This is a genomic window from Lutibacter sp. TH_r2, from assembly GCF_033101135.1.
Taxonomy (GTDB): Bacteria; Bacteroidota; Bacteroidia; order Flavobacteriales; family Flavobacteriaceae; genus Lutibacter.
In genome coordinates, this window is record NZ_JAWMPV010000001.1 from 156028 (window position 1) to 169568 (window position 13541).

The following is a 13541-nucleotide window of genomic DNA, read 5'->3' on the forward strand; positions in this document are numbered from 1 at the left end:
TTTCACTTATCAAGTACTGACAAATATCCTAATCTATAAATATCAAACAATAAAAGTGAAGGATTTTCATTTTTTAAATTACTTTCTATTGTTCCTTTTCCAATTTTATAAATAAACTTTAATAAAAAAGTTAAATAGTACTTTTTTAACTTTAAATAAAAATTTAATATTCTAATTTCTGAATCAACTATTTTATTAGTATTCAACAGATATAATAAATTTGAAAGTGCTTCTTGTACTTTTTTTAAATACACATCTGTCTCTTCTTCTTCTAAATGTGAAATTGGATTATCAATATGTTTAATTTCAATAGCTCCCCTCAATAATTCTTGAGAAAATAGATAATCTTCATAACCATAACCTTTAAGATTTTCATCAAATAAAACTTTTACAAAAGCTTCTTTATTAATTAAAAAATTAGCAGAAAAAAAGTATTTACATGGATTATTAGTTCGTTCAAAAATAGAAACTTGTTCTCTTTCTTTACCAACTAACCAACGTAAAATAGCATTTTTATTTGGTTTATTTTCATGGTAAACAACTCCACCATTATACACTACTCTACTGTTTTCTGAAATACAATTTATATAATTTTTAATGAAATTTTTGGAAGCTGGAAACGAATCAGAATCTAAAAACAACAACCAATTAAATTGTGCTTTTATTGCAAGAAGATTTCTTATTTTACTTCTTCCAATATTTTTTTTAAGTTGTAAAAAAGTAACATTTGGTATTAATTCTAATTTTAAATTTTCATTGTCAAATTTAGGTGAAGCATCATCAATGCAAATCACTTCAAAATCAATATTTAACTTTGAAAATTGACTTACAAGCTCTTCAATAAGTTTAGTAACATTAAAATTATAAACAGGAATTAAAACTGAAATCATTGATTAATTTTTCTGTTGAACTACCTCAAATAATTCTTCACCTTCACACTTAATAGTTTTATTAGGAAATTTAAGAATCAAAGCATAATCATGTGTTGCCATTAAAATAGTTTTTCCACTTTGGTGAATTTCTTTTAAAACATTCATTACTCCAACAGAAGTTACAGGGTCCAAATTTCCAGTAGGCTCATCTGCTAAAATTAAATCAGGATCATTAAGCAATGCTCTGGCAATGGCAACACGTTGTTGCTCTCCTCCAGAAAGTTGAAATGGCATTTTAAAATCTTTAGTTTCCATACCAACTTTAGAAAGTACTTCTATTATTTTTTCCTTCATTTTACTTTTATCTTTCCAACCTGTTGCTTTTAAAACAAAAGATAAATTTTCAAAAATATTTCTGTCGTTCAACAATTTAAAATCCTGAAAAACAATTCCTAATTTTCTTCTTAAAAAAGGAATCTCTTTTTCTTTTAATTTTTTTAAATCGTAACCAACAATACTTCCTGATCCTTTTTCTAATGGTAAATCTCCATAAAGTGTTTTCATTAAACTACTTTTTCCACTTCCCGTTTTACCTATTAGGTAAACAAACTCACCTTTATCAATTTTTAAATTAACATCTTTTAAAACTAAATTTTCACGTTGAAATATTTGGGCATTCTGTAAAGTAAGAATTGCTTCGGACATAAACATAGATTTTCAACAAATCTAATTATTCTAAAATTAAGTATCAACAATAATTATACTATTTAAAAATTAGGTAAATTCGCTCTTTATCAAAAAAAGGTACAATATTTGTAAAGCTATTCTTTAAATTTTAAGGTTTAAATGCAATTTCAACCAAAAATTACGTTTATACAGTATAGCTTTATTCAACAAATTTGCAGTAAAATGAATTATAAAAAATTCTTTCTTATTTGTGTTATTTCACTATTAACACATTCTATTTCAGCGCAACAAACCATTATTTATACAAACTCTTTAAAAGAGTACAACCACGCCATGGAATTGTACAACAATAAAACTTTTGTTGCCGCTCAAGAAAAATTTAACACTATTAAAAATAGTTTTGAACCCTCATCAGAATTAAAAGCTAACTGTGAATTTTACGCCGCAAATTGTGCTGTAATGCTTGGGCAGCCAGATGCAGATTACTTAATGCAAGATTTTGTTGACAAATATCCAACAAACACAAAACGTAACAGTGCATTTATAAATGTAGCAGATTATTATTTTAAAGTTGGAAAATATGCGTATGCTGCAAAATGGTATTCTAAAGTTAAAAATACTAGTTTAACTATAAAAAAAGAAGAAGAATATTATTTTAACTATGCATACTCTTTATTTGTTAATAAAAATTACACCAAAGCAAAAGAGTTATTTTTAAACATATTAAACTCTCCAACCTATGGCTCACAAGCAAAATACTATTACGGCTATATTGCTTATAACCAAGATGATTATAAAACTGCAGACGAATATTTAGGCGAAGTTGCAAACGATTCTCAATACGAAAGTAAAGTGAGTTATTATTTGGCTGATATGAATTTTAAACTTGGTAAGTTTGAAAAAGCTATTGAAAACGCATCACCTCTTTTAGCTAAAGCAAGAGGAGTTGAACATTCTGAAATTTCTAAAATTATTGGTGAAAGTTTTTTCAATTTAGAAAAATATAACGAAGCTTTACCGCATTTAATAAATTATAAAGGTAAACGTGGAAAGTGGACTAATACAGATTATTATTTGTTGGGTTACACCTATTACCAACAAAAAAATTACGAAGAAGCTGTAAATAATTTCAATAAAATTATAAGTGGTAAAAATGAAGTTGCACAGAATGCTTACTATCATTTAGCCGAATGTTATTTAAAATTAAATCAAAAAAATGAAGCGCTAAACGCATTTAGAAATGCTGCTTCAATGAAATACAAAACAGATATTCAACAAGATGCTTGGTTAAATTATGCAAAGTTAAGTTACGAGATTGGGAATCCATATAAAAGTGTTCCTGACGTTTTACAAGAATATTTAGATTTGTATCCAAATTCTGAACATAAACAGGAAATTGACGATTTAATTATTAGCGCATACATAACATCTAACGATTTTAAAGGTGCTTTAGAGTTTTTAAAAAATAAAAAAGGAACTAAAGAACAAGGGCTATATCAAAAAGTTGCTTTTTACAGAGGTGTAGAATTATTTAATAAAGGTGATTTTAACAACGCTAAAGAGCATTTTAGCAACTCATTAAAAATTCCTTTAAATGCTGAAACAGTTGCAAAAGCAACCTTTTGGAAAGGTGAAACTAATTACCGTTTAAATAAATTTATAAACGCAATTGAAGATTTTAACACATTCAAATCTAATACTGAAGCTTCAAAAACAAATGAGTTTGAACTTTTAAATTACAATTTAGGTTATGCATATTTTAAACAAAAAGAATATTCAAACGCTATAACAGCTTTCAATAATTACATTGCAAATGAAAAAGATAAAACTAAATTAAACGATAGTTATTTGCGTATTGCTGATAGTTATTTTGCTTCAAGAAATTATTCTAGTGCTATTTTAAACTATAATAAATCTATTGCTTTAAACGAAGCTGATGTTGATTACGCTCAATTTCAAAAAGCAATTAGTTACGGTTTAACTGGTAATGAAAACAAAAAAATTGAAGAGTTAAATTCGTTTTTAAATACACAAACCACATCGGGTTATAGAGATAATGCACATTACGTTTTAGGAAATTCATTAGTAAAAAAAGGAAGAAATAACGAAGCACTACAAAATTTTGATAAGCTAATTGTTAACTTTAAAAGAAGTCCGTTAGTTTCAAAAGCAATGCTAAAAAAAGGGTTAATTTACTATAATACCGATAAAAATGAACAAGCTTTAACAACTTATAAAAATGTTGTAAGTAATTTTCCAAATACTGCAGAAGCTAACCAAGCGGTAAAAAATGCGCGTCAGATTTATGTAGATTTAGGACGAGTTGACGAATATGCTGCTTGGGTAAAAAATATTGATTTTGTAAACGTATCTGATGCTGAATTGGATAACGATATGTATGAGTCTGCTGAAAAGCAATTTTTGCAAAACAACCATTCAAAAGCTATTTCTAGCTTTCAAAAATACATTCAAAATTTCCCAAAAGGTATCCACAGCTTACAAGCTAATTTTTATCTAGCACAATCATTATTTTCAGAAAAAAAACAAACAGAAACAATACCATATTATACGTATGTTATTGAACAACCACAAAACCAATTTTCGGAAAATGCCCTTTCTAGACTTTCATTAGTATATCTTCAAACTAACAACTGGGATAAAGCAATTCCGCTATTGGAACGTTTGGAAGTAGAAGCAACTAATTTTGAAAATAAAACGTATGCACAATCTAATTTAATGAAAGGTTATTACGCGCAAGAAAACTTTAATAAAGCTGTAGAATATGCCGATAAAGTGTTATCGAACAGTAAAATTGAAAATAGAGTAAAGTCTGATGCACAAATTATTATTGCACGTTCAGCAATTAAAACTAATAATGAAGCTAAAGCCAGAACTGCTTATAGTGAAGTTGAAAAAATTGCTTCAGGAGAGTTAAAAGCCGAAGCCTTATATTACAGTGCTTACTTTGAAAATAAAGATGGAAGTTATAGAGTTTCTAATAAAATAGTTCAACAATTAGCTGCCGATTATGCTTCGTATAAATATTGGAGTGCAAAAGGTTTAGTTGTTATGGCAAATAATTATTACGAACTTAATGATGCCTTCCAAGCTACTTATATTTTAGAAAGTGTAATTCAAAATTTTGCTCAATTTAACGATGTTGTAAAAGAAGCTACTACACAATTAAATAGTATAAAAACAGAACAAGCAAAAACTAACGAATCTATTAAACAATAATCGTTCAATTCTTAAAATTAAAACAATGCGCAAGCTATTCATTATATCAATCTTAATTAGTTCTACGTTTATTTACGCTCAAAAAAAAGAAACAGATACGCTAAAAACGGAAGAAATTTTAGTAGTAAAACCTTACACGCCATCTATTGCAGATGCGTTTAAAATAAAATCTAATCCATCTATTGAAGAAACAAAAAATATAGAAAAAGAAAATGTTGAGTATAGCATTTTCTCGTTTCCAGTTGCTTCAACATTTACACCTTCAAAAGGAAAAGTAAAAGGTGTTGTTAGAGCTCCAAAAGAACGCTTATTTCAAAACTATATTTCTGCTGGTTTTGGAAATTACACAAGTCCTTTATTTGAAGCCTACATTCATTCAGGAAACAATAGATATAACGATTTTGGAGTGTTTATAAATCACCATTCTTCAGAAGGTGGCATTGATGAAGTTTTGTTAGACGATAATTTTGCTGACACTAGAATTGATCTTTTTTACAAACAATTCGACAGAGATTATAATTGGCAAATAAATGCAGGTGTACAAAGACAAGTATTTAATTACTACGGTCTTCCTTCTGAAGTTGAATTTGATGAAGTTTTATTAAATTCAATAGATGAAAAACAATTGTACAAAAATATTTATATAGGTGGAAAAATTACAATGGAAGATTCATTTTTTCAAGGTGCATCTGCCGAAGTAAATAACTTTACTGATGATTATAATTCTAGCGAAATACGTTTAGTTGTTAAACCTAAATTCGAATTTCCTATTTCTACAGAATTAATAAACGCTGAAGTGTTAGTAGATTTAATTTCGGGAAAATTTAAACAAAATTACACGGTTGAAGATGATATAAAATACAGTTTTTTAAATCTTGGTTTTAATCCAAACTTTGAAGTGCTTCGAGATAATTTAACTTTTAATTTAGGTGCTAAACTATATTATTCTAACAATCTTGAACAAAAAGAAAATAACTTTTACGCGTATCCAAATGTAACTGCATCATTAAAAATAGTGGATGAAGTATTTACGTTGGTTGGAGGTGTAACTGGAGATTTAATTCAGAATAATTATAAAGATTTTGCAAATGAAAACCCATACGTTTCTCCTACTTTAACTATTGCTCAAACCGACAAACAATACAAAGCTTTTGCGGGAGCAAAAGGAAAACTAGCATCAAATATTGGTTATAACTTTACGGTAAGTCATACTAGCGAAAAAAGTAAACCATTATTTATACAAAACACTATTTTAACAGATGGTACTTTAGCAGTTGACCAAGCATACCAATTAGGAAATTCGTTTGGAGTAGTTTATGATGATGTAAAAACTTTAGGTGTAAATGCCGGAATAAGTATTGAAGCATCTGATAAATTTACTTTTGGAGGAATTATTAATTACAATAATTATTCAACCACAACCCAAAAAGAAGCCTGGAATTTACCTGATATTACCGCTACAATTACTGGAGATTATGTTAGTAATAGTTGGTTTGCTGGTGCTAAATTATTTTATGTTGGCGCTACTAAAGATTTAGTTTACTCTTATGGTGATATGGCTTTAGACCCTACAATAACTGAAAATGATTCGTATTTAGATTTAAATTTAAATGGTGGTTACATTTTTTCAGAACGTTTAACTGCTTTTGCAAAAGTAAATAATGCTTTAGGCACTAAATACCAACCATTTTTAAATTATAAAGTTCAAACAATCCAAATTTTAGCAGGAATCACCTATAAATTTGATCTATAATCTAAATGAACAAGTATATTGGTTTTCTAATATTAATATGGTTTACAAACTCATTTTCACAAAGTATACCTAATGGTTTTGTTTATATTCATGAAACAATTCCTTCAATAAAATTAGAAATTCGATATTACAGTGTTAATAATTTTACAGGAAAAAAAGTTGATGGGTATTTAAAGCCCTTAACTATTATTTCAAAAGAAGCTAGCCTTCCATTAATTGAAATTCAAAAAGAGCTAAACAAACAAAATTTAGGACTTAAAATTTTTGATGCTTATAGACCTCAAAAAGCGGTAAATTATTTTGTTAAATGGGCTAGAGATTGGAACGATACCATTGCAAAATCTTTCTATTACCCTAATATTAAAAAACGCTTTTTATTTAAAGAAGGTTATATAGCTTCAAAATCTGGACACAGTAGAGGAAGTACTTTGGATTTAACAATAGTAAATTTAAAAACTGGAAAAGAAATAGATATGGGAAGTCCTTATGATTTATTTGATCCAATTTCTTCAACATATTCAACCAAAATAACTGTAAAACAACAACACAACAGATTGTTATTAAAAAATATTATGAACGCTCACGGGTTTAGAAATTACCCTAAAGAATGGTGGCATTTCACCTTAAGAAACGAACCATATCCAACTACGTATTTTGATTTTGATCTAAAGTAATTAGTTGTACATTTTTAACCAAACTTTTAGATAAATTATACAACCATTTAACTTGTTCAGAGACTAATTTTGTTTCTCTCAACTCTATTTTTAAATCATCTGCAATTGGTTTACCTTCTTCAATTTCTTTATCCCTTTTATCTGACAAACAACTAAAATAATCATCATAAATTTTTCTAGCTTTTTCAACTTCATTAGTAGATAATGAAACTGCAGATATTTCAGAATTTAGTAATTTTAAAACATTCTCTAAATTACTTATAATATTATAAATATACGTCTCAAAATGTTCTGGAACCTCTTTTGTTGTATTAGTTCTAATAAACATTCCTAGTGATGAAAGTGAAGATAAAAAAGTATTACAAACAGTAACTAATTCGTAAATAACGCTCAAATTTGATTGTTTAGATTTTGGTTCTTGCACCAACCTTTGATATGCTGCATTTAAATTTCCTACTTGTAAAAAAGCTTCTTTTCTAGACAATTTATAATTTGTAGATACATTTCCTTTTACATGATAAAGTATATCTATTTCCTTTAAAAAATTAATATTTGCTTCAACAGAATTAATAAAAAATTCTTTAATATTTTTTGCTTCCCAAGAAGGTAACAACACATAATTTGCAATAAACGCTAAAGCTGCTCCAATTAAAGTATCAAAAACTCGAAATTTAATAACCGATAAAATGTTAGGGTGAATTAATGCATACATAAAAATTACATATAAAGTAATAAAAATGGCTGCGCTTTTATAATTCAATTTCACCAATGAAAATCCAATTATTAATGAAGTAACGGCAACAATTACATATACAATAGGGTTTTGAGTAATTAAAACAATACCTACTCCAATAGCTGCTCCAATTAATGTACCTATTACTCTATGTTTAGAGCGTTGTTTTGTAAGTCCATAACTTGGACGCATAATAACAACCAGCGTAAGTAAAATCCAATAAGAATTTTGCATTTCAAAAGCCTGACCAATTAAAAAACCAATCATCATGGTAATTGTAAGTCGAAGTGAATGTCTAAAAATTGGAGATTTTAAACTAAAATTGGCTTTAAGTTTTTTTAAATCATAATCTTGTGGTGTTATAAATCGTTCAGGATCTTTAACACTAAAATTATCGTTATGCGTATAATTGTTTAATACACGTTCAATATCTTTTAAATTTTGAGCTTGTTGCTCTTGATACGTTTTTAAATTTAGAAGTAAAATGGTTCCTTCTCTAGATTTTGGTAAACCTACTAACACTCTATAATAATCTATATGCGTTTGAATTTTTCTTAAAAGAATCGAAATTTTTCTATTAAAAACTAATTTTTCTTCTTTTAAAATTACTCTTGAAATGTGATCTAACTGATTTGCAATTTCAAAAATTATATTTTTAAACTCATTTAATTTTTCTTGATGATCTTCAAAAATCAAATCAAATTTATTGTAATCAACAGGGTTAGATATTGCGAGTTCAAAAATTTCAATTAATTTACTAAATACTAATTGAGCTCGTCTTGTTCTGTTTGAATAACCAGAGGTTAAACGTTCACTCAAAATAAGACTTCTTATTTCTTCATGATGTTCATTTATGGTTGTTTGAAGTTTAAACATTTCCTTAAACAAATCGTTTCTGTTTTCTTTTTCAACCAATAATCTTCCTCTAATTTTTAAAAATTCAGCCGTTTTGGTAAACACCTCAACAAATAAATAATCTGTTTGTATTTTTGGCAGAAAGAATGATACTAACATGGTTAGTCCCAAAAACCAAAATCCACCAGCGCCTACCAACAATGAATGTTTAAAAACAGACATTTCAGTAGTACTATGTGCAAATGCTAAAACTATAGCCAATAAACCTGAAACTGCAATTAATGATGCTCTAAAGCCAAATACTGATATGTATGATACACCAAATATAAAAAGTGTTAACATTGGCAATAGTATTATTAGGTTATCTATTACCGAGCCAATAACCAATGTGGCAATAAAAGCTAATGCTATAGACCCTAGCATTCCAAAAATTTTATGTTTTAAACTTCCAGGAATATCAGATGGCGCACAAAAAATAACTCCTAAAGCAATACTAAAACCAAATTCAATACTACCAAAATAAAAGTTAGATAATAGAATAGGAATAGCCATGGCAAAAGCCATTACAACTGCTTTTAAAAAATGAATACTTTTTAAAAACCTCCTTAAATTAATCCTTATGTTTTCAAACATTCGGCAAATTTACACAGTATTTTTTCAGGACACTATTAATTTGGTATATTTAAACTTTTATTAAAATATGTTTACACACAAACATCCTTACAAACCATTTATTTCTAAAAACACAACAAAATTAATTGTTGGAACTTTACCACCTCCACGTTTTCACAAAGGTATTTTAAAAAAAGGCGATGTTGATTTTTGCTACGGAAGTATAGATGGATTATTATGGCCAATATTAAATAAAATATTTAATCTTAATTTACTTTTTGAAACAACTGATAGTGCAATTCAACAACGAAAAGATTTTTTAGAAAATAGAAATATTGGAATATGTGATATTGTAGAATCTTGCGAGCGTAAAAAAATAGACGCTTCCGATTTAGGAATGGTAAACATTAAACTTCGTGATATCCTTTTTTATCTGAAAAAATTTCCAAAAATTACTTCTCTAATACTAACTGGAGGAAATAGTAAAAACGGACCTGAATACCATTTAAGAAGAGTTTTAAAAGCTGAAAATATTTCTTTTAAAGTTGTTTCAAACGAGGTTCCACGCATTCATCAATTTTATTATGAAAAAAGAATAATTGAAGTTGTTTCATTAACTGCTCCATCTGGAAGTGCGAATAGAGCTATTGGAAGCAATCAAAAATACAAACGCTTAAAACAAGAAAACCCTAAATTCAATACATTTGAATTTAGGGTTTTACAGTATAAAAAGTTTTTTTAATCAGCGTCTCTAACCAACCTAACGTAGTTTTGAACTCTTATTAAATCTGCTGCATTGTCAGATTCTAAAATATAATCATCTGGCTCACCTGTTTTTGGATCTGAACGTTGTGCACCAGCTCCGTGCCAATCGTAATAAACAGTTGCACTACTATTATCTTTACTATAAGCATAACCAAAAGCAATATAACAAGCTGTGTATTTAAAATCTCCTTGTGTAGTACTTGTCCAAAACCAACTATCTGTATCTGTACAAGTAAAATAAGTTTCATCTATTGCAGGAATTGTAGTTTTTTCATAATCAACAATACTTTGAAGTTCTTTAGTATTAGGCAATCTCCAATCTGTATAACCTGCTAATTCACTATTTTTTGCATATTCTAAAGCATTTGTCCAATTATAAGTGTTTCCATCATCAACTTGTTGCCACATAAGTCCTGTTGCATTATCTGTAATAGTTCCATCTCCATTGTTTGAGAAATCATTAACGCCATATACATTTTCTTCACCTCTTACAGCTCTTACAAAACAACCAGGATCTTGTACACCAGATGTACCATCAAAATATAAACCAGTTTCATAAGATTTTATGTGTCCATCTGCAAAGTTAAATCCAAATGCGCCTTCAATACTATTGATTTGTAAACCTCCTTTAACATATTTGGTACTTGACCAATATTGACCTGCATAAGGTATTCCTTGGTCGTACTCAAAATCAAAATACTCATTATAAAGGTAAGGTTGTGAAATTGATGTATCTGTTGCGTCTAAAGTACCATTAGAATTTAATAGCGAGTATAATTCTTTAATTGTTGGTAATCTCCAATCATCATATCCTCCAACTTCTAACTCGTCAACATAATCAAAAGCATCGTAATAATTATATCTACTATAATCTGGTGTTTGTTGCCATACTAAACCAGTGTTTAAATCTGTAACTGTACCATCACCATTATCTTTAAATGAAGATTGGGTTCCTGTGTACTGTGCATCTTGGCCATAAAAGTCGTCACTTTCACTAGGTTCTGATATTTCATTTCCATCTGCATTGTAAAAAACGTTTTGCCCAGTATCTGTTAAAGTATATGTTACTGAAGGTGTATTGGAAGTTTCAGTTTCTGTTGTTTCTGTATCTGTAGTTTCAGTTATTTCATCATCGTCATCATCACAAGATTGCAATAAGAAGGTGAAGCTTAATAAAAAAGCAACTATAAACACGGAAGATTTTTTTACTATTTTAGTCATAATTATTGTTTTTAATATTATGATTCAAAAGTATGTGTATATAGAATGTAGTTCGCTTTATCTTATAAGTTAAGACTCTTTTTATTCAAAAAAAAGGTATCATCTTGCAAGTATAAGTATTTAAGCACTTGATTTATTAATACTTATAGTTTTTTTAAACTCAAAAGGTGTCATGCCTGTTTCAAGCTTAAAATTTTTATTAAAACCAGATTTTGAGTTAAATCCTGAATCAAAAGCAATGGCTAATAAAGTATATTTACCTTGTTTATCATCTATAATTCTTTGTTTTACCTCTTCTACTCTATAAGAGTTTATTAATGAATAAAAAGTGTGATTTAAAGAATTGTTAATAATTTGAGAGATAAAATGTTTTGGAATTTCTAGAGCTTCCGATAAATCATCAATACTTAATTTTGGTTGTAAGTATGGCTTTTCTCTTTTCAAATAATCTACTAATTTTGATAAATATTCATTTTTTAAGTCTTCATCTAACTTATTTTTTACATATTTTTCTTTCCCAATAGCTTCTACTTTAACGTTATCTTTTTCTAACATATTTAAATAGACTGGCTGTTGTTTAATACCCAAATAACCTAGAATATAAATAAATATAGCTATTAATAATAAATGTAAATCAATAGGAATAATTCTAGTTAAATCAAATGTAAATAACATAGTAAATGCTACTAATAAATAAGCTGAAACAAAAAAGATGATAATTATATAAGACCAACGTATTGTTAAACGAGCATCTGTATAAGAAAAATGATTTTTAATGTTTTTATTATGTTTATCTAAAATAAACAATGCAACTAAAGAATAACCTAATAGCGATATATTTTGAATAATTGTAAAAATTAATTTCGAATTAGTATTACTTAAATTAGGTGGTAATTCAACATTTGGTGGTTGAGGCAAAATATTATATTCAAAAAAAACTGTTAACGTAAAGAATACTAAAAATGGCACTAAATGAAAAATTAAATAATTAAAATTTATTTTTTCTTTTAACAATGAAACTATATAAAAATACAATAAAGGCCCCCACAATAAACCAAAGCTAGTATTTAACCACAATGGAGGAAAATAAAATAACATATTTAACAATACAGGAACTAGAGATAAACATAGCGTTAGTATAAATAACAAAAGTAAAATACTATTTATTTGCTTTGATTTTGAAAAAAGAATAACTAATATATAAAATATACCTGTTATACATCCTGCACTTGAAAAAATTACATCCATAAATCTTTTTTAAAAAGATTGCTTTTTAACTTAAAATTGATTTTACAAATTCATTAATTTTAGTAGTTCCATTTTTAGTCAAATGCTTAATAAAAGCTGATCCAATAATAGCTCCTTTTGCTTTAGAAGTTGCTTGTTGAAATGTTTCAGCATTTGAAATACCAAAACCAATAACTTGTGGTGCATTTAAATTCATTGAAGCAATTCTATTAAAATAAGCTTCCTGCGTATTTCCAAAACTATTTTTTGCTCCAGTAACACCAGCTGAACTTACCATATAAATAAAACCGTTTGAAATACTATCTATAAATCGAATGCGTTCATCTGAAGTTTGAGGCGTAATTAAAAACACATTTATAATTCCATATTTTTCAAATATAGCTTTGTAGTTTTCATTATAATCTTGCACAGGTAAATCTGGTATAATTAAACCATCAATACCAATTTCAGCACATTTTTTACAGAAAGCCTCCACTCCATATTGCATCATTGGATTAAAATAACCCATAATTACTAAAGGTATAGTAACTGTTTTTCTAATATCTTTTAATTGCTTAAAAAGTACTTCGGAAGTCATTCCATTTTCTAAAGCAGTAGTAGAACTTGCTTGAATTGTTGGTCCATCAGCTAAAGGATCGCTAAAAGGCAAACCTATTTCAATAAAATCGACACCACTTTTTTCTAAACTTTCAATTACTTCAACAGTATCATTTAATTTAGGATAACCCGCAGTAAAATAAATAGATAGTAACTTTTTATCTTCTTGTAATTTTTTATTTATTCTGTTCATTTTATTTCATTTTTATCATCGTCACCCTGAATTTATTTCAGGGTCTCATAATAATTTGCATCTTAATGATGTGATTCTGAAACAAGTTCAGAAT

10 protein-coding genes are annotated in these 13541 nt (G+C 27.7%); 4 read left to right on the forward strand and 6 right to left on the reverse strand.

Annotation, left to right across the window (positions count from 1 at the left end; all coding sequences use genetic code 11):
* Positions 1-2: 2 nt before the first annotated feature.
* Positions 3-890, reverse strand: a complete 888-nt coding sequence (locus tag R3X25_RS00780; protein WP_317670876.1) for a glycosyltransferase family 2 protein — start codon at positions 888-890, stop codon at positions 3-5.
* A gap of 3 nt (positions 891-893) precedes the next feature.
* Positions 894-1577: a cell division ATP-binding protein FtsE gene (locus R3X25_RS00785; RefSeq protein WP_317670878.1), complete on the reverse strand. Its 684-nt coding sequence runs from the start codon at positions 1575-1577 to the stop codon at positions 894-896.
* 204 nt (positions 1578-1781) lie between these two features.
* Here R3X25_RS00785 and R3X25_RS00790 point away from each other — a divergent pair, with 204 nt between their 5' ends.
* The 3 genes from R3X25_RS00790 to R3X25_RS00800 are packed head-to-tail and all read left to right on the forward strand — an operon-like array spanning position 1782 to position 7223.
* A complete protein-coding gene (locus R3X25_RS00790; protein WP_317670880.1) occupies positions 1782-4796 on the forward strand; it encodes a tetratricopeptide repeat protein in 3015 nt (1004 codons plus the stop codon).
* A 25-nt stretch (positions 4797-4821) separates the two neighbouring features.
* Positions 4822-6549: a TonB-dependent receptor gene (locus tag R3X25_RS00795; protein ID WP_317670882.1), complete on the forward strand. Its 1728-nt coding sequence runs from the start codon at positions 4822-4824 to the stop codon at positions 6547-6549.
* 5 nt (positions 6550-6554) lie between these two features.
* Positions 6555-7223: a M15 family metallopeptidase gene (locus R3X25_RS00800; RefSeq protein ID WP_317670884.1), complete on the forward strand. Its 669-nt coding sequence runs from the start codon at positions 6555-6557 to the stop codon at positions 7221-7223.
* On the opposite strand, the gene R3X25_RS00805 is transcribed toward R3X25_RS00800, so the two are convergent.
* Positions 7195-9444 (reverse strand): FUSC family protein, encoded by a 2250-nt coding sequence (locus tag R3X25_RS00805; RefSeq protein ID WP_317670886.1) that lies wholly within the window; start codon positions 9442-9444, stop codon positions 7195-7197. The two genes, R3X25_RS00800 and R3X25_RS00805, sit on opposite strands and share 29 nt — an antisense overlap.
* A gap of 67 nt (positions 9445-9511) precedes the next feature.
* On the opposite strand from R3X25_RS00805, the gene R3X25_RS00810 reads away from it, so the two are divergent.
* Positions 9512-10165, forward strand: a complete 654-nt coding sequence (locus R3X25_RS00810; protein ID WP_317670888.1) for a uracil-DNA glycosylase family protein — start codon at positions 9512-9514, stop codon at positions 10163-10165.
* Here R3X25_RS00810 and R3X25_RS00815 read toward each other — a convergent pair.
* From R3X25_RS00815 to trpA, 3 genes are all read right to left on the reverse strand, one after another.
* Complete coding sequence (locus tag R3X25_RS00815; RefSeq protein ID WP_317670890.1) at positions 10162-11409, reverse strand: DUF1566 domain-containing protein; 1248 nt, start codon at positions 11407-11409, stop codon at positions 10162-10164. The two genes, R3X25_RS00810 and R3X25_RS00815, sit on opposite strands and share 4 nt — an antisense overlap.
* A gap of 120 nt (positions 11410-11529) precedes the next feature.
* Positions 11530-12657, reverse strand: coding sequence for a helix-turn-helix domain-containing protein (locus R3X25_RS00820; protein ID WP_317670892.1), 1128 nt, complete (start codon positions 12655-12657; stop codon positions 11530-11532).
* Positions 12658-12682: 25 nt separating this feature from the next.
* Positions 12683-13447 carry a tryptophan synthase subunit alpha gene (gene trpA / locus R3X25_RS00825; RefSeq protein WP_317670894.1) on the reverse strand — a complete coding sequence of 255 codons (765 nt, stop codon included), beginning with the start codon at positions 13445-13447 and terminating at the stop codon, positions 12683-12685.
* Positions 13448-13541 lie beyond the last annotated feature (94 nt).